This window comes from Acinetobacter guillouiae CIP 63.46 (assembly GCF_000368145.1).
GTDB classification, from domain to species: domain Bacteria; phylum Pseudomonadota; class Gammaproteobacteria; order Pseudomonadales; family Moraxellaceae; genus Acinetobacter; species Acinetobacter guillouiae.
In genome coordinates, this window is sequence record NZ_KB849283.1 from 1808592 (window position 1) to 1832526 (window position 23935).

A 23935-nucleotide genomic window follows, 5' to 3' on the forward strand; every position below is an offset into this window, starting at 1 on the left:
CACCATTTTCATATGGAAAGCCTGCTTGCTCTGCGGATTCGCCATGCCAATCAATACGATCTATTGCCATTGTTTATTTTTCCTTGTGATTATTTATTTAGATCTCTAAACAGTATAAACATTTATCTGGTCTTTTTTAATCCAAAAACTAAGCAGTTAGGATAAAAAAGCCCTGAAATTAATTCAGGGCTTTGCTCTAAGCTGTAAAAAGAAAAGCAGATCAACCTTGGAAATAACGTAAATCTAAACGACCTTCATAAACGGTTGCCGTCGGCCCTGTCATCCAAACCACATCGCCTTCTTTCCATTCGATTTGTAATTTACCACCAGCCAACTCAATTTCGACATTATTGGCCAGTAAGCCACGACGCATTCCAGAGACTGCGGCTGCACAAGCGCCTGTACCACATGCCATCGTTTCGCCCACACCACGTTCAAACACACGTAAGCGCGCATGCTTTTCATCAACAATTTGCATAAAGCCTGCATTTACTCGTTGCGGAAAACGTGCATGTGCTTCCACTTGAGGACCAATTTTGGCAACATCTGCAGTTAAAACATCGGGAACGATTGTCACTGCATGTGGATTGCCCATATTGACCACATCAATAGTCAGCAATTCATTATCTTGCAATGCGATGTCATACAATGCATCTGGCTCTTCTGCAAGAAATGGAATCTCATTGGGTAAAAATTTTGGATAGCCCATGTTGACGCGCACCCAACCATTTTCACCCAACTCAGGTTCGACAATACCAGCGCTGGTTTGAACTTTAAAACGCTTTTTATTGGTCAACTGACGTTCATAAACAAACCGTGCAAAACAACGTACGCCATTGCCGCATTGCTCTACTTCTGAACCATCAGCATTGAAAATACGATATTTGAAATCAACATTGGGAAAATCTGGTGGTTCAACAATTAACAGTTGATCAAAACCAATCCCGAAATGGCGATCAGCCAAACGGCGAATGGTCATTGCATCAAAAAATGCACGCTGGCTGATTAAATCAACCACCATAAAGTCATTGCCCAGACCATGCATTTTGGTAAATTCTAATAACATTTAAAATGGCTCCTTAAGGCAATAAGCTTTCATTTTCCCAAAGTGATTCAATCGTTTCTCGCTTACGAATCACATACGATTGGTCAGCATCGACCATGACTTCAGCAGCACGACCACGGCTGTTATAATTTGAACTCATGACAAAACCATACGCACCTGCACCTAAAACAGCAAGATTGTCATTTTCCTGAATGGCAAGTTCACGTTCTTTCCCAAGGAAATCGCCCGTTTCACAAATGGCGCCCACGATATCCCAAGTCTTTGCTTCAACATCTATACGCGATACCACAGCTTGAATGTCCATCCACGCTTGGTAAAGCGATGGACGAATCAAGTCATTCATTGCAGCATCAATAATCGCGAAATTACGATAGTTGGTTGGTTTTAACAAATCAACTTTCGTCACCAATACCCCAGCATTTGCTGAAATACTCCGCCCCGGTTCCATATAGACTTTTAAGCCTAATTTCTCTAAAGCTGGACGCATTGCATTGGCATATTCAGCAACACTTGGCGGTGTTTCATCTTTATAGGTCACCCCTAAACCACCACCAATATCGATGTGTTTAAGCTGGATGCCCAATTCTTTCAATTTTGCAATCATCATAATGACGCGGTCAAGCGCATCTACGAAAGGTTGTGTTTCAGTTAATTGCGAACCAATGTGACAATCGATCCCAATCACATCAAGGTTGGGTAAAGACGCTGCATATTGATAGGTTTCAAAAACTGAATCTGATGGAATACCAAATTTATTTTCTTTTAAACCTGTCGAAATATAAGGATGTGTTTTTGCATCTACATCTGGGTTTACCCGTAACGAAATCGGAGCTTTTTTGCCTAAACTTGCCGCAACTTTCTGAATACGATCAAGCTCAGCATGGGATTCCACATTAAAGCACGCAATCCCGACTTCTAGGGCTTTTTGAATATCTGCTTCTTGTTTGCCTAAACCTGAGAATACGATTTTTGTAGCATCTCCACCTGCGGCAAGGACTCGCGCAAGCTCACCACCTGTGACAATATCAAAGCCTGAGCCTAATTTTGCCAATACATTCAATACCGCAAGATTTGAGTTTGACTTCACCGCAAAACAAATTTGATGATCGATAAAGCTAAATGCCTGATCCATATCCAAATAATGCTTTTCAAAAGTTGCTTTTGAATAAACATAAAGCGGTGTGCCATATTGCTGCGCGAGTTGATCTAAAGAACATTGCTCTGCATGCAATACCCCATGAATGCGGGAGAAACTCATGAATCTATCCTTTCAATGAAAGTGTAATTAGGTTTAGTTTGAAGTGGCTTGAGACGCTGGCACAGACTGATCTGCAACGGCTGTCTGATCTTGCACTTTTGCCTTGCTTTGGGCAGCTTTATTGGCATCTTTTGAATAAAGCAAATATTTGGCACGTTTGTCATAGTCTTGACTGTTTGCCAACTGCAAATTGCCTGATTGACCACAACCCACCAACACTGTACTTGCTAAAACTAAACCGATGCCACAAATTGCAAAACGCATTTGTTCACCTATTTCCAAAATTTTCGTCAGTATACCTTATACCTTGAATCTAAAATATAGACCAAAGCGGAAGCCTTAAAGCTTAAAATGAGAATAAAAAAAACGCCAGTAAATTACTGACGTTTTCTTATCAATATCATTGAAATCGTTAATGACTATTTTTTCTTATAAAAACAGAAATAACCAATTGCAAGGATAATGAGCCAGATCGGACTGACCATCAATGATTTCATTGTATCTGGTTCTAATGCAAGAATACCAATCGTACCAACAAAGAAAATGATCACGATATAACAAGTAATCGGTCCACCGGGTAATTTAAACACTGATTTTGCATGAAGTTCTGGGCGTGTTTTGTAGTACACCAAGTAACTCCACAAAATAATGATCCATACCAAGATAAACAAGATCGTGGATAGTGTGGTTGCTAAAGTAAATGCTTCGACTGTGTTTGGAACGAAATATTGTAATGCCGCACCACCCAATAGACATACACCAGAGAAATATAAAGCATTCGCTGGAACTGCGCGTTTATTTAACAGACCAAATGCTTTAGGACCTTGATCTTCACGCGAAAGACCAAACAGCATACGACTTGTTGAGAATACACCACTGTTCATTGAAGACATTACAGAAGAAAGGACCACCAAGTTCATAATGATTGCAGCCGCAGCAATTCCCGCTTGACTAAACAAGTTCACAAATGGGCTAACTTTAGGATCAATCATATTCCATGGTGTGACTGACATAACAATCACCAATGCCAATACATAGAAGAAAATAATACGGATTGGAATTGAGTTAACGGCTTTAGGTAAGTTCTTCTCTGGATCTTTGGTTTCTGCTGCTGTGGTACCAACAAGTTCAACACCGACAAAAGCAAAGATGGCAATTTGGAAGCCTGCTAAGAAGCCTTCAAAGCCTTTCGGGAACATTCCCCCATGATCCCAAAGATGAGTAAATGACGCCACTTGACCTGTTGCTGCTGAAGTAAAGCCGGTAAAAATCATCCAGAAACCCACCAAAATTAACACCACAATGGCAATAATTTTGATCAGCGCAAACCAGAATTCCAATTCACCAAACAGTTTTACTGTGACTAGGTTCAACCCTAAAATAAAGAAGATTGCGGCAACACTTATCATTGCCCCTTCACTTGGAGTAAATGGCAACCCATTATTAAAGAACTGTAAGTAATAGATAATTGCAGATAGATCTGCAATACCAATTGTGATCCAGCACAGCCAATAGGTCCATCCGACAAAATAGCCTGCCCATGGTCCGATCAAATCTGTAGAAAAATCAATAAATGACTTGTATTGCAAGTTCGAAAGTAACAGTTCACCAAGCGCACGCATGACGAAAAAAACCATCAAACCAATGATCATGTAAATAAATAATATGGATGGTCCCGCAAGACTGATCGTCTTCCCTGAACCCATAAATAAGCCTGTACCAATCGCACCACCAATTGCAATCAATTGTAGATGACGATTCGATAAACTTCTTGCTAGTTCACCTGTTTCCGCAGAAGAACTGAGGTTTTCATTTGACATTGTTATATTCTTCTCTCAGATTTCGTTGTACAAAAGTAGCTTAAAACAAAAAAAATAAAAAAGCCTTTTTCAATGAATACTTAAAATATCTAAGTTTTTTCATCTTTTAGCTTATTTAATAGTCAAACGACTATCCCTTACCTTTCTTATTTTTACCGTTCCTTCGATTTGCAGTTTACGTGCCAAAATAGTTTTTGGCGAGATGTTAAGCAAAAAATTGTATTTCAATGGCGCTATTGGTACATTCAGCACATCATTCAAAAGGTGAACGCACTCAAAATGGGCAAAGTCAAAACTGTTTATCGTTGTGAACAATGTGGTACAGACCATCCAAAATGGGCAGGTCAATGTTCAGACTGTGGTGAATGGAATTCTCTTACTGAAGTGCGAATTGAACCTGTCGTATCACATCGTGCCAAACCTATGGGCGGTGGGTATGCAGGACAAGCAGCCAATGTCACCTTGCTTAACCAGATTACCGTGTCCAATGAAACACGTTTAGCTACGGGTATTGGTGAATTTGACCGAGTACTTGGCGGTGGCTTAGTCACAGGTTCTGTCGTCCTGATCGGGGGTGACCCCGGTATTGGTAAATCAACGATTCTGTTGCAAACCGCAACACATATGGCTGCTGCGAAGAATTCAGCGCTCTATGTCACAGGGGAAGAATCACTTTCACAAGTGGCTTTACGTGCTAATCGCCTCGACTTAGCTACTGATAAATTACAAGTCATGGCAGAAACATGTGTAGAACGAATTTGTGATACCCTCGCACAATTACGCCCTGCCGTTGCCATCCTTGACTCAATCCAAACCTTATATACCGAAACCTTACAATCTGCTCCCGGCGGTGTTTCGCAAATTCGTGAGTCAGCGGCACTATTGACTCGATTTGCAAAAAATAGTGGTACAGCGTTATTTCTTGTTGGTCACGTCACCAAAGAAGGTGCCTTGGCAGGTCCGCGTGTGCTTGAGCATATGGTCGATTGCGTACTGTATTTTGAAGGGCAATCTGACTCCCGTTACCGTATGATTCGTGCTGTCAAAAACCGTTTTGGTGCAGTCAATGAACTTGGTGTATTTGGCATGACAGATAAAGGCTTAAAAGAAGTCGCCAATCCATCTGCTATCTTTTTAAGTCGTTATGATGAAGCGATTCCCGGTTCAGTGGTGATGATCAGTCGTGAAGGTACACGTCCGTTATTGGTTGAAGTTCAAGCGCTGGTTGATGACGCACATGGACAACCACGTCGGGTCGCACTCGGTTTAGAACAAAACCGCTTAAATATGTTGCTTGCAGTCATGCATCGTCATGGTGGTGTGCAGACCTCTGGACAAGACGTTTATGTCAATGTCGTGGGTGGCTTGAAAATTACCGAAACAGGTTCTGATCTTGCGGTACTTTTGGCCTGTGCTTCAAGTTTACGCTCTAAAGCTTTACCACAACAATTGGCTGTGTTTGGTGAAGTGGGTCTATCAGGTGAAATACGCCCTGTTCCCAATGGACAAGAACGCTTAAAAGAAGCCATAAAACATGGTTTTAAATACATCATCGTACCTAGAGGCAATGCCCCCCAAAAGCCTATTGCAGGTGTACAAATCATTGCAGTGGCTCGACTGCATGAGGCATTAACAGAAGCCATGCAATTGAGTGATGAAGTCTAAGCATCCCATTTATAAAATAGGACCAAGCCTTACAAGGAAGTAAGCTTGCTTTGATAGATAGCTTAAATAAAATTTGCTTCTTCTCCCTCATTAAATGAACCATCATAGATCCAATAAAAATTAAATCTCTGACTAAAGTTGAAACAACAGTTTTGCTTTAATCATTTTTATAACGGATTGATCGATCGATATTTATTCAAATAATTTAAAGGTAAAGGCTGGATACTACACGCTATAAATTATCCATTAAATCATGAGAATTTTTATCATAAATTGCTGCACTAAATTTGTATATCACAGCACAATTCCACCGATATGATAAAAGCCTTTTTAAATTGATAGTTTTAATTATTTCAATAGATTAGAAAATCCGTATTGGGCTTTAAAAGCCCAGCAATATATTCGTTATGTTTATGTGAATATATGTGCAAATAAATCTTAAAAACATTGAAATTCTCTTAAAAAGACTGCATAAAGAGAACTATGAAAAGCAATTACAGTAATGTGCTTGCACTCATATTCATCAACATATTTTTAATATAGGTAGATTCAATGGAAGTTCGACAGCGCGGCTTGGTCGCAGGTATTTTAATGGCAACTTTGGCTGTAGCACCTTTAGCTGAAGCAAAACGTGCAGGTGGTGGTAAAAGCCATGGCATGAGCCGTTCTTCGAGTTCAAGTCAGTCTTATTCTCAACCTCGACAAGTTACGCCTGCTCAACAACCAACGCCTGCTCAACCTGGTCAACAAAAATCAGGTTCTGGTGTAGGTAAAATGGTTGCTGCTGGTGTTGCAGGTGCAGCAGTAGGTGCGATTGCGGCAAATGCAATGGCTGATGATCATAATGGTAATGCCCAAGCACAGACCAATGATGCTGAATTAGCGAAACAACAAGCAGCTGCTCAACAAGAAGAGAAAAAAGGTGGAATTCCAAGCTGGATCTGGTTAATCCTGATCGCAGGTGCTGCATTCTTCTTGTTCCGTAAATTCGGCGCAAAAAAAAAATTAGCCAGCAATAATCCATATGCACCAAATAGCACAGGTCCAACATCTGCGCCATTTGGTCAAAACAATACGGCACGTAGTTCAAACGACACGACCAATATTTTTGGTCAGTCTGTCAATGGTGGTACTGCAACACAAGCACCGTTTGGCGCAGCCTCTATGCAAAGCGGCAATCAACTTCCGGATGGAACTGAACCTGCTGCTTTCTTACGTGTTGCTCGTCAACGCTTTAACCATATTCAGTCAATGAACTCAGTGAGCAATATTGCTGAAATTCAACGCTATTTAACAGCTGATCTTTATCAGTCAATGTACAGCGATATCATGGCAAACCAAGATCAAGATGTGGCTGAGTTTTCAAACTTAAATGCATTGGTATTGGATAGTGCAACAGAAAATGGACAATACGTGGTGAGTGTTCGTTTTACAGGAACTGTCAGCGAAGACTTAAATAGTCAACCTGTACCGTTCTCAGAAGTATGGCACTTTGTTAAACCAGCAGGGTCTACTCAAGATTGGTTAGTTGCTGGAATTCAACAAGAAAGTTAATTGAATAGCATTTTATTGCAATAAAAACAGTGCTTCGGCACTGTTTTTTTTTAAATACAGTAGATATTGATGATTTTCTATCGAATAGATTAAATCAAGACGGAAATAGTTTTGTTGAGATGCAGCCATTCGTTTAAAATCACTTTGTCTTTATAATCAAAGCTAATTAAAAAAATGGGATAAAACAAATGAATAAAATAATCTATAGTCTCATTCTCAGTTGTAGCGCACTTTCAAGCTTTAGCTTTGCCTGTGATCCGGCTTCTTTAGACTGGGAGAAGTTTCATAAGACCTATGATTTAAATAAGAATGATACCTTTGAACTCAATGAGTTCTTAAAAGTCAAAGACTTTGATCCACTACCGTGGCCAGATGACAGACAGTTTCAAGGCAAAGATAAAAAAATTAAATTATTTAAATTCTTAGATAAAAATAAAGATGCAAAGCTCTCAGATGAAGAAGTTGGTGCAATCCATAGCCTATTACCTAATCCCTGTGCCAATTGGCCTCACTAAATAGTCTTATGAGCTAAGGAAAATCTGCATCTCAGAAATAAAAAAGCCCTGATGAATCAGGGCTAAAATTTTTGCGATACTTAACGTCGTGGTAAAGGGATAAATTGTGAGTCAGCACTTTGAACTTTACGCTCACCCACTTTAACCGTGAGATTGACGGTTTGTTCGCCACGGATGACTTCAACTTGAATATCGGTATTCGGTGCTTGGAGTGCAACATAATTAATTAAATGTGAGGTTGAAGTAATATCTTCATTATTCACTTTAACAATACGATCGCCCACTTTAATACCCGCTTCCGCCGCAGGACCTTTTTTCAATACATCAGCAACCACAACACCTGGCTGACGCGGTTGTAAAACATCTGCTTGCGTTGGAGGAACTAAACTAATGCCCATCCATCCACGAATCACACGACCATCTTTTAAAATCGAATTTAAAATTTGCTGACAGATTTTGGCAGGAATGGCAAAGCCTATCCCCAACGAACCACCTGACTGTGAGAAGATTGCAGTATTGACCCCAATCAAATTCCCAGCCACATCAATCAATGCACCACCAGAATTACCTGGGTTAATGGCTGCATCGGTCTGAATAAAGTCTTCGTAAGTATTGATACCGAGATCAGAACGACCCGTCGCAGAGATAATCCCCTGCGTTACCGTTTGCCCGACACCAAATGGATTTCCTATTGCCAATACAACATCACCGACTTCATTGCCACTCAATTTAAATGGCAAGACAGGTAATTCTTTCAACTCTATTTTAATCACAGCCAAATCTGTATCAGGGTCTGTCCCGATTACAGTCGCTTCTGCACGGCGACCATCTTGCAAGGCAACAACGATTTGATCTGCTTGAGCAATCACATGATTATTTGTCAAAATATAACCATCTGGACGCACAATCACCCCTGAACCCAGACTATTTTCATTCTGGTTTTGATTTTGTTCAGGAATCTGATTTCCAAAGAACTCTCTAAACGCAGGATCATTGAGCAATGGATGATTTTGTTTTACTTTTTGAGTGGTAAAAATATTCACCACTGCTGGTGCGGCAACCTTAACGGCAGCACTATAGGACACCACACCACCCGTTCGAGATGTATTGACCAAAGGCTCAACTTTCTCAGCAGGCATCTTCACACCATCAGCAGCAATCGGTGCTTTGGGCTGTTGAAGTTTTTGCCAAACCACAAAACAAATAATAACCAGTATCAGTAAAACCCAAGGGAGCCAAGTAAATGAACGCCGCACGTTTTTATTCCTCTAAGAATTTTTTAATTCGTTGATGCAAAAGCAATTTGTATATTGTAAAGCAATTCAATCAAGAAACATAAAAAACACAAAGAGTTTTGTTCAGCTTTAGTTACAATTTAAAATATGTTTTGATGGTCTTAACACACTTCATTTAAATAAAGGTTATTCATGGCTTTACTCAAAGATATCATCCAGTGGTGTGATCAAACCTTAAAATCACATGAATTTAAAGATTACGCACCCAATGGATTACAAATCGAAGGACGATCTGAAGTAAAGAAAATCCTGTGTGCAGTCACGGCGTCACAGGATGCGATTGATGCAGCGATTGCACAACAAGCAGACCTGCTCTTGGTTCATCATGGCTATTTCTGGAAAGGCGAACCCTATCCAATCACAGGTATGCGTGGCAAACGAATCAAAGCATTAATCCAAAATGATATTTCACTTGTTGGATACCACCTCCCCTTAGATTCGCATCCAACACTGGGGAATAATGCAATGATTGCCAAAATCCTTGGACTGGAAAACATTGAAGCTTTAGACCCAAGCGAACGCAATCCGATTGGTAATATCGGTTATTTAAAAAACCCGATCTCACCAGAAGATTTTAAACACCTTCTCACTGAAAAATTAGGTTTCAACACCATCCATCTCAATGCAGAAAAATCATTGATTCAAAAAGTCGGCTTCTGTACAGGTGGAGCACAGGATTTTATTGGCAAAGCGGCAGCAATGAATTGTGATGCCTATATTTCAGGTGAAGTCAGCGAGCGTACTTTTTATGAAGCCAAAGAGTTAGATGTGCATTACTATGCATGTGGTCACCATGCAACAGAGCGCTATGGTGTTCAACAACTTGCTCAAGCGATCGCGGAACAGTTCAATATTGACGCTAGTTATTTCGAACTCAACAACCCGATTTAAGCGCTATCCTAAAAAATGTAGCGTATTTTTTGGCAAATAATGCTCTGCCGATTAGACACTTTTCCATAAAAATGCGATGTACTTTTTAGATTTTCTATATACGTATTAAATCGAAATAAATTGTGTATTGTTATTTAACATCTTGCACAATTGTTGAAAGAATCCATTACAATAAAGCCACTTAATGTTAAAACCCAGCTAAATGCAAGGAATTTAAAACATGACAACCATTACTTTACCTGCTTTACCATACGGCTATGAAGATCTTGCGCCGCACATCAGCAAAGAAACTTTAGAATTCCATCATGACAAGCACCACAATACTTATGTTGTAAATTTAAACAACTTAATCAAGGGTACTGATCTTGAAGGTAAAACTTTAGAAGAGATCATTGTTGCTGTTGCTGGCGATGCATCTAAAGCAGGTGTATTCAACAACGCTGCACAAGTTTGGAACCACACATTCTACTGGAACTGTATGGCTAAAAACGGTGGCGGTAAAGCAACTGGCGCTTTAGCTGCTAAAATTGATGAAGCTTTCGGTTCTTACGAAAAATTCGCTGAAGAATTCGCTGCTGCGGCAACAACTCAATTCGGTTCAGGTTGGGCTTGGTTAGTTGCTGATAAAGTGAATGGCGAACTTTCTATTCTTAAAACTTCAAATGCAGATACTCCACTTGCACATGGCAAAGTAGCGGTACTTACAATTGACGTTTGGGAGCATGCTTATTACATCGACTTCCGTAATGCTCGTCCTAAATACATTTCAACTTTCTTAGAAAGCCTTGTAAACTGGGACTATGCAAACGCGAAATATGCGGGCCAAGAAGCTGGTGTTGAAAAATAAGATCTCAGCATTTTATTTTTATATAAAGGCCATTCTGATTAGAATGGCCTTTTTATGCGATTCAATTTTTTCAATTCAAATATGATCAATCCTAATTACACGGTAAAAGCAGATCCAATAAAAATCTTTTATAGTTATGCAATGCTTAGCGCTATTCAGATCCCCTGTTATCTCTATATTACCGACACGGACGATATCAGCTTCACTTTTATTTTTGTGGTTCTATTTTGGCTGTTTATTGTGTTGTTTGAACTTATTTCATTGTCTTTGCTGATCAAACATGGACGACCACAGATATGTTTTCATTCCGAGTTTTGCCAAATTCAAATGTATGCAATAAAAATCACCATTAATTATGCACAAATTTCTGCTTTCAGTATGCGTAAAATACAGCAAGAACATCGAGGCTTTTCTTTTGGTATGTGTTACGAACTTGACTTAATGTTTATTGATCAAATTATGCAACAACATTTTTTGTGGAAAAAAGCCTATAGGGTTAAAAATATAGTGATTTCATCAAACTTGCTTTTTAAAAATATTCAAATCTTAGAAATCACGATTATTTTTAGTGCTTTAGTCCGAATGAAACCATCACAACGAATACCAACCCTTCTTCAGCTGCAACAAAATTTAATCACTTATGATCATTTAATCTCGAATAAAGAACTGGAAAACTTTAAAAATAATCAATATATATACAAACTCTTTAAATTCGGACAATAAAAAAACATTTAAGCCTTTTTTCTTATCATTTCACTTGACCACTTTGGCTTTCATCCATAAAATGCGCATCAGATTCTCCAATAGCTCAGTCGGTAGAGCGACGGACTGTTAATCCGCAGGTCCCTGGTTCGAGCCCAGGTTGGAGAGCCATCTATTCTTCCATAGCTCAGTCGGTAGAGCGACGGACTGTTAATCCGCAGGTCCCTGGTTCGAGCCCAGGTGGAAGAGCCAAATTCTAAAAAGCCCACTCATAATGAAGTGGGCTTTTTTATATCTTTATTTTCTATAGACAAAAGATTTAAACGTTTTTCGGCTTACGCCTAAATTTTAGAACGTTTAAAACAACTTTGCTTTTATTCAGATTTACTTTTATTCAGAATGATCAAATATTTAGCAAATAATGCTTTTTTATGATGAATTTAACAATTTTTCCTTGACCCATTCCCATTTCATCCCTAAAATGCGTTCCAGATTCTCCAATAGCTCAGTCGGTAGAGCGACGGACTGTTAATCCGCAGGTCCCTGGTTCGAGCCCAGGTTGGAGAGCCAGATTTTAAAAACCCACTCATGATTGAGTGGGTTTTTTCTTGTCTATACGATACCGATCCCTTATGTCTCTCTATTTACATCAAATTTTATTTTTATTGATTGGCAGTATCGCAACCTTTGCTTTATTGCTTGCCTGCTTTGGTCAGTATTTATTTCGAAATAAACATTATTATGCAAAACGTGTGATCACCCCTTTTGAACAGAAAATGTTTTTCCGTTTAAATGAAGCCTTTCCTCAATATCATGTACTTGCGCAAGTCGCGTTTAGCGCGTTAATTGATTGCAATCAATTTAAATTGCGTTCCAAATTCAATCGTAAAGTGACCGACTTTGTGCTACTCGACAAACAGCTTGAAGTGATTGCTATTATTGAACTTGATGATCCCAGTCACCTTGGCAAAGAACATATCGATGCACAACGTGACGAGATGTTAGAACAAGCAGGTTATCAGGTATATCGCTATACCGATATTCCCAGTTGTCGAGATTTAAGAAAAGACATTGCTGATTAAACATGATCAGTCAAGCATTTTTAAAGCTTACCATTCAGCCATGTCTTATAAAATAATCGATGCAATACATAAGTAAACAATGACACCTGTTGCATCACAAATCGAGGTGACCAAAGGTGCCGAAGCACTTGCTGGATCCAGCTTTAAACGATTCAATATAAATGGCAGACTCATCCCTATTAAGCAACCCATCAATACAATACCCATCATACTTAAAGCTAACACCAAAGCGACCATTGCATCGCCTCTAAAGTAACCAAGAATGGACACTGCAATTGCCATTGTTCCGCCCAAACATAGACCAACCAAGCTTTCACGCCCAATCAGATACATCCAATCTTTTAAATGTACATCACCCGTTGCCAATGCCCGTACCATTAACGTGGCCGATTGTGAGCCAGCATTCCCGCCACTCCCGACCAAAAGCGGCAAAAAGAATACCAGCACAATATTTTTTGCAATAATATCTTCAAAATGAGCAATCCCAAATCCAGACAATAAGCTGCCAAAAACCAAAATCACCAGCCAAAATACCCGTTTTTTATACAGGTAATGAATCGGCGCTGTCTTAATACTCATTTTAGGAGACGATGAGACTGCACTGGATTTTAAAAAATCTTCTGTAGCCTCTTCAGTGACGACATCCATGGCATCATCATAAGTAACAATACCTAAAAGACGTTGTTGCTCATCAACAATTGGCAGTGCAATAAAGTCATAATAATGCAGCTTCTCTGCAATGCTCTCTTGGTCTTCATTAACGTCCCCAACAATCAAATCAGTACTCATGACTTCGGCAATGGTTTGCTCAGGCTCAGCAAGAATAATTTCACGTAAGGACACAACCCCGAGTAACTTGCCTAGTGCATTGACCACATAAATCAAATAGACCGTTTCACGATCTGTGGCAATTGCCCTGATCTGCTTGATGGCTTGTGTCATGTTCAAATCAGGTGACAATGTCACATAATCCGAACTCATGATTGCACCAGCAGACTCTTCTGGATATCTGGCTAAATGTTGGATCTGCTGTTGTATTTCAGGGCTTAAATCAGCATAAACAGCTTGCTGTAATGCATAAGGCAAGTACTTAAATAAATCAGTACGATCGTCCGAGTGCATCTCAGAAATGATATTGACCAGTATCTGTTTTGGTAAATGTTCAGAAATTTTAAGTTGTTGTTCGAGTGATAAAAACTCAAGAATATAGGCAGCATTGGGCAAATACTCCACCAATGTCAGCTGTTCATTTAAAGATAAGTCTGCCAAAATTTTTGCGATATCGGCATCATTGATTTGTTCAAATTGTTTTTCAATGAGATCAAATTGATGGTTTTGAATGGCTTTTTCTATTTCTGAAACGAGTGCCAAAGAAAATTGCATAGGATGATCCAAATTCCATCAAACTTTTGCCACATGTTGGACTGCAATCCCACGAAAATAAAGATGTTTTTTGTTGTGAAACATATTTTAAAAATTCTGGATGATTTTAAGCTTGATCAATGATCATCAAAGAGCATTGATCAAGCTAAGGTCAATCAACACCCTTACTCAGAGGGTGCTTTTGATTTAAAAATTGAACGAACCAGCACATACATAAATGGGATAAACAGCAAAACTAAAACTGTTCCGAAGATCACCCCACCCAATACGCTTACCCCTATTTCTTGACGGCTGGCAGCACCCGCACCAAATGCAACAACCAAGGGGATAATCCCCGCACCAAAGGCCAAGGATGTCATCAGAATTGGACGTAACCGCAACCCTGCGCCTTCTAATGCAGCAGCAATCGCTGTTTTACCTTTTTCCTGTGATAGTGCCGCAAACTCAACAATCAAAATCGCATTTTTACACGACAAACCAATCGTGGTCAGCAATGCAATTTGAAAATAAATATCGTTTGGAAAACCTGCCAATTTACTAAAAATAATATTGCCCCCAATCCCCAAAGGAATTGCCGCAATCACAGCAGTTGGAATCGACCAGCTTTCATATAAGGCTGCGAGACAAAGGAAAATAAAGCCGATCGAAATCAAATACAGTAACCATGCTTGGCTACTTGATTTTTGTTCTTCAAATGACAAGCCACTCCACGCAACATCTATTCCATCTTGTTGACTAATCAAGGTCTGAATATCTTTCATGGCTTGACCCGAACTGGTATGCGCCGCTGCATTGGCTTCCATTTGTAAGGCGGTATAACCTTGGAAACGATTCACAACGTCGGGACCACCTTCCCAGCGCGTTGTTGCGAAATTGCTAAATGGCACCATTTGGTTTTGTGCATTACGCACTGTCCATACCTGTAGATCTTCAGGCTTAGAACGAAACTCTGCATCGCCCTGCATCATCACCCGTTTAATTCGTCCACGATCAATAAAGTCATTTACATAAGAGCCACCCCATGCTGCTGACAAAGTATTGTTAATCGCGGTTTGACTCAGCCCATTTGCCAATGCCAATTTTTGATTAACATCAACTTTTAACTTAGATTTATCTGGATTGGATTTTTTATCCAGATTCTCAAAGGATTGGAACTGTTTGGCTTGCGCCTGCAATATACTGAATTGTTGGTCTAAATATTTCCGTCCTTGACCGTTAATATCCTGAATCCAAAATTCTAAGCTATCACTATCCCCCAAGCCATTTACAGAAGCAGGCAAACTGACAGTAATCCGAGCATTGCGATCTTGACTAAAATACTTTGTCGCACGTTCACGAATCGCTTGCGCAGAATTTTGTGTACCTGAGCGATCATCCCAATGCTTTAAAGCCACAAAGCCGGTTCCTAAATTTTGTCCTGTACCTGAAAAATTACGCCCATAACGAATCAAGACAATATCAACATTCTGTTTTTCATGTTCAAGGAAATATTTTCGGATATTTTCCCCAACCACCTGACTACTCGACATCGGTGCACCATCAGCTAAGCGGAACTGCACACTCAACATGCCCTGATCTTCACTTGGAATAAAACTGGTGGGTAAAGTCCGATAAATCAGTGAAAAAACAGCAATCAAAGCCACAAAAATCGTCAAAATCACCCATTTCAAATTTAGGGTCTTTTGAATCAGGCGAATATAACCTTGTCTTAGATTTTCAAGTTTGCGATTAAACCATGTGGCCCAACGCATGGGTTTAGGATTGGGTTTTAAAATAATGGCACAGAGTGCTGGAGTTAGGATCAATGCAACCAACAATGACAAGGCCATTGCCGCCACTAAGGTGATGGAGAATTGACGATAAATTACACCTGTCGAACCTGTAAAGAACGCCATCGGAATAAATACCGCCGTCAAAACTACGGTAATCCCGATCAAAGCTCCTGTCATTTCCTGCATAGACTCGATAGATGCCTGTTTTGCAGTTAAGCCCTGCTCATGCATCAAACGTTCAACATTTTCCACCACCACAATGGCGTCATCGACCAACAGACCAATTGCCAACACTAAGGCAAATAAAGTCAATGTGTTAATACTCATGCCCAGCACATTAAGTACCGCAAAAGTACCTAAAATCACAATCGGTACAGTAATGGTTGGAACCAGCGTTGCACGCCAACTTTGTAGGAAAATAAACATGACCAGAACCACCAATACGATGGCTTCTAATAAGGTTTTGACCACTTCTTTAATTGATTCTTGCACAAACGGCGTGTTATCACGTGGATAAACAATCTTATAACCTTGAGGTAATTTTTCAGAAATCTTCGCCAATTCAGCTTTGATGAGTGCAGATGTTGCTAAAGCATTTGCACCAGAGGATAAAGAAATCCCCATGCCCGATGAAGGGTAACCATTAATGGTATTAAAAGACTGATAATTTTCTGCACCCAACTCAATACGCGCCACATCTTTTAAATAGATATAGCTACCATCTGTATTGGATTTAACAATAATATTTTTAAATTCGTCGACTGTTCTTAAACGTGAACCAGCCGTGACTTTTGCATTTAAATATTGGTCAGCAGTTACTGGTAAATCACCGACGCCACCAGCTGCAACCTGTGTATTCTGTGCTTCTATTGCTGTGCGAATATCACTCGGCATCAATTGATATTGACGCAGTAAATTCGGATTCAGCCAAATTCGCATGGCGTATTGAGAGCCGAAAACATCAACTTCACCAATCCCTTCAATCCGTGATAATTCTTGTTCTATATGATCAGATAAGTAGTCACCTAATTCGATATTGTTACTTTTACCTGTTTCATCATACAAGCCCACCACCATAAATGTATCGCCAAGTGATTTATTCACCGTTACACCTTGACGCTGTACATCATCTGGCAAGCGGTTCAGTACACCATTAATACTATTTTGTACTTGGACTTGTGCGGTATCTGGATCCGTTCCGTTTTCAAAACTGATACTAATTCTGGCACGACCAGATGAGTCACTACTCGAACTAAAATACAGCAGATTATCGATCCCTTTAATTTGCTGCTCTAAAACCTGAGTAACACTCTCTTCAACAGTTTCAGCATCTGCACCTGTATAGGTTGTAGAAACACTAATCCTTGGCGGAGCAATATCTGGATATCGCTCTATCGGTAAATTCAAGACTGAAAATACGCCTAAAGCCATGACAATAATTGCAAGTACACAGGCAAAAATAGGACGTTGAATAAAAAATTTTGAGAGCATCAGAGTAGGTTCTGCGTCAAAGGATTGAGGTAAAGTTGTTGTAGCAATTAAATCGACTTTATATGGATATTCTGTGACTTAAACTAAAAACTCAAGGAAAAATAACAGAAAAGCGAATGATAAGTTTAAATATGAAGAAACTATGAAGAATTTTTTTCTTCTAGACATAAATCAACCAAAAGCATTTCATCAATTTTTCATCTTGATGTCATCACAGTGTCAATTTAACCACTTAGACTACAGCCAGTTTCCATATAAGAATTTGAGAAAAATATGATTAAAAATACTGGGTTAATGATCAGTATTATGGCGTTATTAACCGCTTGTAATGATGACGATAAAAAATCAGAAAACGTCACACCAGAATACAAAGAACCTAAGATCATTATTGTTGGTCACCGAGGGGCCAGTGCTTTACGCCCTGAACATACCCTTGAAAGTTATCAAAAAGCCATTGATGATGGTGCTGATTTTATTGAGCCAGATTTGGTATCGACCAAAGATGGCGTATTGGTTGCACGCCATGAAAATGAAATTGGTGGTACAACCAATGTCAGCACATTCAGCCAATTTGCAGATCGTAAGAAAACAAAAATCATCGATGGGACATCATTAACGGGATGGTTTACAGAAGACTTTACTTTAAGTGAGTTAAATCAACTTAAAGCACGCGAGCGTATTCCAGCTTTACGCCCGAACAATACCCAATACAATGATCAGTTGAATATCCCTACCCTTGAGCAAATTATTGAACTGGCGGAAAAAAATTATAAAAAAACCGGTAAAGTGGTTGGGCTCTATATTGAAACCAAGCACCCAACATATTTTCAAAAATTAAATTTAGCCATGGAAGATCCATTGCTTAAAACTTTGGCAAAGTACCAATATAGCCGTGAAATTGCGCCAATTTATCTACAATCATTTGAAGTCAATAATTTAAAGTACTTTAAAGACCAATTGACAGCACATAAAAGCTTAAAGCATGCCAAAATTATTCAGCTTTATGATGATAAGAAAATCAGCCCAGCAGATTATGCCGCACAAGGGATTAAAACCACCTATGGCGATATGGCAACAGCACAAGGTTTAAAAGACGTCGCCAAATATGCTGATGGTGTAGGTCCATGGAAACCATATATTTTTAATGATAGCTATACTGCACCCTCTTCTTTCGTTACAGATGCACATGCTGTGAACTTAAAAGTCCATCCGTATACTTTCCGTCCTGAAAATAACTTCCTTGCCAACAATTTAAAATGTAGTACAGCTGAAGCAGATGCAGCCAAGCGTTGTGAAGCTGGAGCGAACAAAGAATATGAGATGTATTTTAAAGCTGGTGTGGATGGTGTATTTACCGATGATCCTGGTTTAGGTCGTAAAGCTTTAGATGCGTACTTAAAAGCCAATCCAAATATCAAGTAACAGCTGATTTATTCAAAAAAATTAAGCAAACGATTCAACTGTTTGCTTAATTTTTTCTAAACTTGGTGTTTTTTGTTTAAAATTAATCCCAATTTAAGTTTAGAATAATACACTTCTTAAAAACTTTAGCTGCTTTGATTTATGAGTGATTATTCTCCATTTAAGGGTACGACGGGTTTCAAACGCATTCTCAATGCAACAGGCTATTCTTTAGCAGGATTTAAAGCTGCATACCAAAATGAAGCGGCTTTCCGTCAAATTGTTTGGATTAATATCGTTTTAATTCCGATTACATTCTTTGTTGATGTCTCTTCTGTTGAACAAGCAGTGATGATAGGTGTCTGCTTATTGGCAATCATTGTAGAATTGTTTAATTCAGCATTAGAAGCTGTAGTTGATCGTGTTTCTTTAGAACGTCATCCACTCTCTAAAAATGCCAAAGATATGGGAAGTGCCGCACAGTTCGTAGCTCAGGCGATTATTTTCTTTACCTGGATCATTATTCTTTTTAGGTAAGTATTCTTTCTAGATCAAATAACCTTTTTATCTAAGTTATTCTTTTAAAAAAAATTAGAGAGCATAGTGACATTCCACCACAGGTAAAATGTCAATCCATAAAAATTTATAACAGCCTAATTTTGCTTTACTGCGCTACTCCAGTCTAAGCACCACGACATTTTAACTCGAACAGCGACTTTCAGTTTAAAGTTATCTCTATAAATAATTGATTAAAGTGATGGTTTTGGAATTGGGATATTCTTGTCAATTTTGCCAGGTCGATTGAGATGCATAGAACAATCGCTATATCCCCATTTGGTGACCTTGCCTTGTTCAAACATAAATTTCCTTGTACAAGCATTCCAGCCATCGTTATATGAAATAATTTTTGCATCATTTGGGAGTGCATAGCTTCTATACGGTGGGCCCCATTTACTGATCAGTTCTTCTTCTGTACTCCCCACCCAAGACTGCATCAAATCATTTCTTGTTTCGGGTCTTTGCCCCATGATACTTAAACATCCCGTTAGCATCTGGGTGATTGCAATAATGAAGATTAATCTTTTCATTTTAGTTCTCCTCAGTTTTCGTGTTGTATTTATATTTACCGAACAGTACAAAAGCATAATAAAAAATATACAAAAAGACAAGGATGAAACAACTTGCATAAAAAATCCCCGCATAAAGCGAGGATTTTTTTGATCTGGTTCGAAACGATATTACATCATTCCGCCCATACCACCCATGCCGCCCATATCAGGCATAGCAGGTTTGTCTTCTGGGATATCAGTAATCATACATTCCGTTGTTAACATTAAACCAGCAACAGATGCAGCGTGCTCAAGTGCAGAACGCGTTACTTTAGCAGGGTCAAGAATACCCATTTCTAACATATCGCCATATTGTGAAGTTGCAGCATTGTAACCAAAGTTACCTTCACCGCTCTTCACTGCATTGATCACAACTGATGGCTCATCACCAGCGTTAGATACGATTTGACGAAGTGGCGCTTCGATCGCACGACGAAGGATGTTCACACCTACAGTTTGGTCATCATTTGCACCAACAAGACCGTCAAGTACTTTAGCTGCACGTACCAACGCAACACCACCACCTGCAACAACACCTTCTTCAACCGCAGCACGCGTTGCATGAAGCGCATCGTCTACGCGGTCTTTCTTCTCTTTCATTTCAACTTCAGTTGCAGCACCAATTTTGATTACAGCAACACCGCCAGCGAGTTTAGCTACGCGCTCTTGAAGTTTTTCTTTATCGTATTCAGATGTTGATTCTTCGATTTGAGCACGAATTTGAGTTACACGTTCAGCAATTTGATTTGCATCACCAGCACCATCAACAATCACAGTATTTTCTTTAGAAATCGTGATTTTATGTGCAGTACCTAAATCTTGAAGCGTTGCTTGTTCTAAAGACATGCCCACTTCTTCAGAAATCACATTAGCACCTGTCAAGATCGCGATATCTTGAAGCATTGCTTTACGACGATCACCAAAACCAGGTGCTTTAACCGCACATACTTTGATAATACCGCGCATATTGTTTACAACCAGTGTTGCAAGTGCTTCACCCTCAACATCTTCAGCGATGATGAGTAATGGTTTACCTGTTTTTGCAACAGCTTCTAAAACAGTAATCAATTCACGGATATTACCAATTTTCTTATCAACAAGAAGAATGAATGGATTTTCAAGTTCAGCAGTCAAAGTATCTTGTTTGTTTGCAAAGTACGGGCTGATATAACCACGATCAAACTGCATACCTTCTACAACATCAAGCGCATCTTCAAAGCCTGAACCTTCTTCAACAGTAATCACGCCTTCTTTACCAACGCGTTCCATTGCTTGCGCAATCAACTTACCTACAGTTTCATCAGAGTTTGCAGAAATCGAACCGACTTGTTCAATTGCTTTAGTATCAGAAGCTGGTTTAGCAGTTGCTTTGATATTTTCAACAACAGCTCTAACCGCAAGGTCGATACCACGTTTCAAATCCATTGGGTTCATACCCGCAGTGACAGATTTGATCCCTTCATTTAAAATCGCTTGAGCAAGTACAGTTGCAGTTGTTGTACCGTCACCTGCGATATCATTGGTTTTTGAAGAAACTTCACGAACCAATTGCGCACCCATGTTTTCGAACTTGTCTTTTAAAGAAATTTCTTTAGCAACAGTTACACCATCTTTAGTGATGTGCGGTGCACCGAAAGAACGATCAATAACAACGTTACGACCTTTAGGGCCTAAAGTTACTTTTACTGCATCTGCAAGTACGTTTACACCCGCGATCATTTTTGAACGCGCTGAATCACCAAATTTTACGTCTTTAGCTGACATACTAAACTCCCGATATCTTTATAAATTTTAAATTTTGACCAATATTTTTGGATGAAAACCCATCTCGACAGCAGAAGATTAACCTTCCAATACCGCTAAAATGTCAGATTCTTTCATCACAAGAAGTTCTTCACCATCAACTTTAACTTTAGTACCTGCATAAGCACCAAACAGTACGTTATCGCCAACTTTAACGTCTAAAGCGCGTACACCGTTATCAGTGATTTTGCCATTACCTACAGCAAGAATTTCACCTTGAGCAGGCTGTTCAGCTGCAGAAGTACTTAAAATCAAACCACCTGCTGTTTTAGTTTCTTTTTCAACACGGCGGATCACAACGTTGTCATGTAAAGGACGAATCTTGCTCATTTCTAACTCCATAGACATTTTAAAATGTCATTGATTACTCAGCGAAGATGACTTCTTATTCCTAGGTCATCGACAAAATATTTGTATGTCACATTTGTGGGGATGGAAATAAACGCTTCAAGGGGAAAACGAAAAAAAATTTATTTAATTTGTATGTTTTTTCTTCTTTTGTATCAAATCATGTCTAATTCAGAATTTTTTACCGCAGTTTTGGCAATAAATTCCTGTAATTGTTCATCAAAAAAATAATGTTCAAAGCGCCCATCTTGATGAATCACATTAAAGCTATTGGGTATATTTTTATGCAAACGTCGAGAAACTGCTGTACCCGCATGAACCTCATAAACTGGTTGTTTTAAATTTAGCGCAAAGGCTTGATTCAGATCATAGACCGCAACTAAATGTAAATGACCATGCAATAAAGCATACAGTTGATGTTGTCCCCATTCTTTAATGGCAAACTGCCCTAAAGCTGGACAATCCTTTAAGTGATGGTCTTCATTAGAGGTATAAAAAGGTTGATGACTAACGATTATTTTTAATTTATTTTTCGGTGCATTAGCCAACAACTGATTTACATTTTGAATTTGCTCAAATGAAATATGTCCGCGTGTATGATAACGGCGACGAATACTGTTCATGCCAATTAAATAAAAATGCTCTGTAAATAAGGTGCGTTCTAAACTGCCAAAGAACAGTTGATATAAGCCAAATGGTCTAAAGGCACGATTCCAAACATGATACAAAGGAATATCATGGTTGCCAGGCACCACAAAATAAGGGATGTTTAGTGATTCTAAAAACTGCTTACATGCATAGAATTCTTTAAATTTAGCACGTTGAGTTAAATCACCGCTCACCACAACCACTTCTGGTTTATGCACAGCACAAAACTTTTGAATCGCCCGTATACACTCTGGACGCTCAGTACCAAAATGTAGATCAGACAGATGCAATAACATGCGGCACCATAATTTTTAAAGCATTTTTTTCTACGTGTAAGGTTAATGGGGTCGTCATTGAAACAATTTCTCCATCGACAGCAACGGTCAGTTTAGGCTTTTTTGAATAGACAATGACTTTTTGTGCACCAAAACTATACACATCGGAAGCGTTTTCCAATTTTCCACGAATGGTTTGAAACAAGGTTTTAAATAAAGTGGCTTTATCCCCTTTGGCGATCACTACACCGGCAATTTCCCCCACCTCTGCACATTTCGAAATTTTTAAATTCAATTCTTTTAATTGCAGTTGATTATTACCAAAAAAAATCAGTGGTGTTTTTACAGGATACTTTTGCCCATCTACTTCGATCTCTAATTTGAGTTCTTTACGATCACGAATCAGTACATCCAAACCAGACGTATACGCATTTAAAGGAAAGCGTCCAAACCGACGATTATATTCTTCGCGTTTTTTAATAAACAAAGGATATAAACCTAAACTGGCATTATTTAAATAAATTTGATCGTTGATACAGGCCACATGTGATGCACGCGGCTCCCCTGTGGCAATCACATTGGCTGCTTCTAAAATATTCAAGGGGATATGTAGAACACGCGCCACATAATTAAAAGTACCCAAAGGTAGTATTCCCATAGGAATTTTTTGCTTTAACATTTGCGAGGCGACTGCATTCAACGTACCATCACCACCAGCAGCGACAATGACACCACAATCTAAGTATTGTGCATGACGTTGAAAGATTTTTTGCATCAGGGTTTTTATATCAGGCTCTGAACCAATATCAAAAACTTGAATTTCAAAACCATGTGAGGTCCAGATGGTCATGAGTTTTTCATAAATATCATCTTTCTGATTGGCATGAAAACCTGACTTTTCATTGTAAATCATTGAAAGAGGCTTGAGTTCTGTGTCCATAAGCTTGATTATTTTGAAGTATTTGCACTAATTTCGTCGATTTTCTAAACAAATAAAAGCACCTTTATGT

21 protein-coding genes and 3 tRNA genes are annotated in these 23935 nt (G+C 39.1%); 12 read left to right on the forward strand and 12 right to left on the reverse strand.

Going from position 1 to position 23935, the window contains the following annotated elements; genetic code table 11:
- Positions 1-220: 220 nt before the first annotated feature.
- From dapF to F981_RS13510, 4 genes are all read right to left on the reverse strand, one after another.
- Positions 221-1066 (reverse strand): diaminopimelate epimerase, encoded by an 846-nt coding sequence (dapF, locus tag F981_RS13495; RefSeq protein ID WP_004722412.1) that lies wholly within the window; start codon positions 1064-1066, stop codon positions 221-223.
- 13 nt (positions 1067-1079) lie between these two features.
- The gene (gene lysA, locus F981_RS13500; protein WP_004722413.1) at positions 1080-2324 is read right to left on the reverse strand and encodes a diaminopimelate decarboxylase; all 1245 of its coding nucleotides are present in this window, start codon (positions 2322-2324) and stop codon (positions 1080-1082) included.
- 33 nt (positions 2325-2357) lie between these two features.
- A complete protein-coding gene (locus F981_RS13505; protein ID WP_004722414.1) occupies positions 2358-2588 on the reverse strand; it encodes a hypothetical protein in 231 nt (76 codons plus the stop codon).
- Between the two features lie 155 nt (positions 2589-2743).
- Entirely contained in the window at positions 2744-4144 is a 1401-nt protein-coding gene (locus tag F981_RS13510; protein WP_004722415.1) for an amino acid permease, read from the reverse strand.
- A gap of 279 nt (positions 4145-4423) precedes the next feature.
- On the opposite strand from F981_RS13510, the gene radA reads away from it, so the two are divergent.
- The 3 genes from radA (at position 4424) to F981_RS13525 (ending at position 7878) form a co-directional block, all read left to right on the forward strand.
- Positions 4424-5809, forward strand: coding sequence for a DNA repair protein RadA (gene radA, locus F981_RS13515; protein ID WP_004722416.1), 1386 nt, complete (start codon positions 4424-4426; stop codon positions 5807-5809).
- A 552-nt stretch (positions 5810-6361) separates the two neighbouring features.
- Positions 6362-7363: a Tim44 domain-containing protein gene (locus tag F981_RS13520; RefSeq protein ID WP_004722417.1), complete on the forward strand. Its 1002-nt coding sequence runs from the start codon at positions 6362-6364 to the stop codon at positions 7361-7363.
- Positions 7364-7551: 188 nt separating this feature from the next.
- A complete protein-coding gene (locus tag F981_RS13525; protein ID WP_004722418.1) occupies positions 7552-7878 on the forward strand; it encodes a hypothetical protein in 327 nt (108 codons plus the stop codon).
- 80 nt (positions 7879-7958) lie between these two features.
- Here F981_RS13525 and F981_RS13530 read toward each other — a convergent pair whose 3' ends face one another.
- Positions 7959-9134: a S1C family serine protease gene (locus tag F981_RS13530; protein WP_004722420.1), complete on the reverse strand. Its 1176-nt coding sequence runs from the start codon at positions 9132-9134 to the stop codon at positions 7959-7961.
- Between the two features lie 171 nt (positions 9135-9305).
- On the opposite strand from F981_RS13530, the gene F981_RS13535 reads away from it, so the two are divergent.
- The 7 genes from F981_RS13535 (at position 9306) to F981_RS13565 (ending at position 12695) form a co-directional block, all read left to right on the forward strand.
- The gene (locus F981_RS13535; protein ID WP_004722423.1) at positions 9306-10064 is read left to right on the forward strand and encodes a Nif3-like dinuclear metal center hexameric protein; all 759 of its coding nucleotides are present in this window, start codon (positions 9306-9308) and stop codon (positions 10062-10064) included.
- Between the two features lie 220 nt (positions 10065-10284).
- A complete protein-coding gene (locus tag F981_RS13540) occupies positions 10285-10911 on the forward strand; it encodes a superoxide dismutase (protein WP_004722425.1) in 627 nt (208 codons plus the stop codon).
- Positions 10912-10965: 54 nt separating this feature from the next.
- Positions 10966-11634: a hypothetical protein gene (locus tag F981_RS13545; protein ID WP_016539183.1), complete on the forward strand. Its 669-nt coding sequence runs from the start codon at positions 10966-10968 to the stop codon at positions 11632-11634.
- Between the two features lie 74 nt (positions 11635-11708).
- Positions 11709-11784, forward strand: a tRNA-Asn gene (locus F981_RS13550).
- A gap of 5 nt (positions 11785-11789) precedes the next feature.
- Positions 11790-11865, forward strand: a tRNA-Asn gene (locus tag F981_RS13555).
- Between the two features lie 242 nt (positions 11866-12107).
- Positions 12108-12183, forward strand: a tRNA-Asn gene (locus tag F981_RS13560).
- 62 nt (positions 12184-12245) lie between these two features.
- The gene (locus F981_RS13565; protein WP_004722429.1) at positions 12246-12695 is read left to right on the forward strand and encodes a DUF2726 domain-containing protein; all 450 of its coding nucleotides are present in this window, start codon (positions 12246-12248) and stop codon (positions 12693-12695) included.
- 45 nt (positions 12696-12740) lie between these two features.
- On the opposite strand, the gene mgtE is transcribed toward F981_RS13565, so the two are convergent.
- Both mgtE and F981_RS13575 read right to left on the reverse strand, forming a co-directional pair.
- Positions 12741-14078, reverse strand: a complete 1338-nt coding sequence (gene mgtE, locus F981_RS13570) for a magnesium transporter (RefSeq protein WP_004722431.1) — start codon at positions 14076-14078, stop codon at positions 12741-12743.
- Between the two features lie 164 nt (positions 14079-14242).
- Positions 14243-17341 carry a multidrug efflux RND transporter permease subunit gene (locus F981_RS13575; protein ID WP_004722432.1) on the reverse strand — a complete coding sequence of 1033 codons (3099 nt, stop codon included), beginning with the start codon at positions 17339-17341 and terminating at the stop codon, positions 14243-14245.
- A gap of 273 nt (positions 17342-17614) precedes the next feature.
- Between F981_RS13575 and F981_RS13580 the strand changes: the two genes are divergently transcribed.
- A complete protein-coding gene (locus F981_RS13580) occupies positions 17615-18763 on the forward strand; it encodes a glycerophosphodiester phosphodiesterase (RefSeq protein WP_004722434.1) in 1149 nt (382 codons plus the stop codon).
- 141 nt (positions 18764-18904) lie between these two features.
- Complete coding sequence (locus tag F981_RS13585) at positions 18905-19279, forward strand: diacylglycerol kinase (protein WP_004722437.1); 375 nt, start codon at positions 18905-18907, stop codon at positions 19277-19279.
- A 212-nt stretch (positions 19280-19491) separates the two neighbouring features.
- Here the strand turns inward: F981_RS13585 and F981_RS13590 are convergent, their stop codons facing one another.
- The 5 genes from F981_RS13590 to F981_RS13610 form a co-directional block, all read right to left on the reverse strand.
- Positions 19492-19830: a hypothetical protein gene (locus tag F981_RS13590; RefSeq protein WP_004722439.1), complete on the reverse strand. Its 339-nt coding sequence runs from the start codon at positions 19828-19830 to the stop codon at positions 19492-19494.
- Positions 19831-19980: 150 nt separating this feature from the next.
- Entirely contained in the window at positions 19981-21615 is a 1635-nt protein-coding gene (groL, locus tag F981_RS13595) for a chaperonin GroEL (protein WP_004722441.1), read from the reverse strand.
- A 78-nt stretch (positions 21616-21693) separates the two neighbouring features.
- Entirely contained in the window at positions 21694-21984 is a 291-nt protein-coding gene (locus tag F981_RS13600) for a co-chaperone GroES (protein WP_004722444.1), read from the reverse strand.
- Positions 21985-22157: 173 nt separating this feature from the next.
- Positions 22158-22946, reverse strand: coding sequence for a metallophosphoesterase family protein (locus tag F981_RS13605; RefSeq protein ID WP_004722445.1), 789 nt, complete (start codon positions 22944-22946; stop codon positions 22158-22160).
- Positions 22927-23865, reverse strand: a complete 939-nt coding sequence (locus F981_RS13610) for a diacylglycerol/lipid kinase family protein (RefSeq protein ID WP_004722448.1) — start codon at positions 23863-23865, stop codon at positions 22927-22929. Before F981_RS13610 ends, F981_RS13605 begins: the two co-directional genes overlap by 20 nt.
- Positions 23866-23935 lie beyond the last annotated feature (70 nt).

What these genes read in the sequence shown, in the direction of transcription:
- dapF (WP_004722412.1), bottom strand. Translation starts at nt 1,066, where the DNA reads ATGTTATTAGAATTTACCAAAATGCATGGTCTGGGCAATGACTTTATG.
- lysA (WP_004722413.1), bottom strand. Translation starts at nt 2,324, where the DNA reads ATGAGTTTCTCCCGCATTCATGGGGTATTGCATGCAGAGCAATGTTCT.
- F981_RS13505 (WP_004722414.1), bottom strand. Translation starts at nt 2,588, where the DNA reads ATGCGTTTTGCAATTTGTGGCATCGGTTTAGTTTTAGCAAGTACAGTG.
- F981_RS13510 (WP_004722415.1), bottom strand. Translation starts at nt 4,144, where the DNA reads ATGTCAAATGAAAACCTCAGTTCTTCTGCGGAAACAGGTGAACTAGCA.
- radA (WP_004722416.1), top strand. Translation starts at nt 4,424, where the DNA reads ATGGGCAAAGTCAAAACTGTTTATCGTTGTGAACAATGTGGTACAGAC.
- F981_RS13520 (WP_004722417.1), top strand. Translation starts at nt 6,362, where the DNA reads ATGGAAGTTCGACAGCGCGGCTTGGTCGCAGGTATTTTAATGGCAACT.
- F981_RS13525 (WP_004722418.1), top strand. Translation starts at nt 7,552, where the DNA reads ATGAATAAAATAATCTATAGTCTCATTCTCAGTTGTAGCGCACTTTCA.
- F981_RS13535 (WP_004722423.1), top strand. Translation starts at nt 9,306, where the DNA reads ATGGCTTTACTCAAAGATATCATCCAGTGGTGTGATCAAACCTTAAAA.
- F981_RS13540 (WP_004722425.1), top strand. Translation starts at nt 10,285, where the DNA reads ATGACAACCATTACTTTACCTGCTTTACCATACGGCTATGAAGATCTT.
- F981_RS13545 (WP_016539183.1), top strand. Translation starts at nt 10,966, where the DNA reads ATGCGATTCAATTTTTTCAATTCAAATATGATCAATCCTAATTACACG.
- F981_RS13565 (WP_004722429.1), top strand. Translation starts at nt 12,246, where the DNA reads ATGTCTCTCTATTTACATCAAATTTTATTTTTATTGATTGGCAGTATC.
- mgtE (WP_004722431.1), bottom strand. Translation starts at nt 14,078, where the DNA reads ATGCAATTTTCTTTGGCACTCGTTTCAGAAATAGAAAAAGCCATTCAA.
- F981_RS13575 (WP_004722432.1), bottom strand. Translation starts at nt 17,341, where the DNA reads ATGCTCTCAAAATTTTTTATTCAACGTCCTATTTTTGCCTGTGTACTT.
- F981_RS13580 (WP_004722434.1), top strand. Translation starts at nt 17,615, where the DNA reads ATGATTAAAAATACTGGGTTAATGATCAGTATTATGGCGTTATTAACC.
- F981_RS13585 (WP_004722437.1), top strand. Translation starts at nt 18,905, where the DNA reads ATGAGTGATTATTCTCCATTTAAGGGTACGACGGGTTTCAAACGCATT.
- F981_RS13590 (WP_004722439.1), bottom strand. Translation starts at nt 19,830, where the DNA reads ATGAAAAGATTAATCTTCATTATTGCAATCACCCAGATGCTAACGGGA.
- groL (WP_004722441.1), bottom strand. Translation starts at nt 21,615, where the DNA reads ATGTCAGCTAAAGACGTAAAATTTGGTGATTCAGCGCGTTCAAAAATG.
- F981_RS13600 (WP_004722444.1), bottom strand. Translation starts at nt 21,984, where the DNA reads ATGAGCAAGATTCGTCCTTTACATGACAACGTTGTGATCCGCCGTGTT.
- F981_RS13605 (WP_004722445.1), bottom strand. Translation starts at nt 22,946, where the DNA reads ATGTTATTGCATCTGTCTGATCTACATTTTGGTACTGAGCGTCCAGAG.
- F981_RS13610 (WP_004722448.1), bottom strand. Translation starts at nt 23,865, where the DNA reads ATGGACACAGAACTCAAGCCTCTTTCAATGATTTACAATGAAAAGTCA.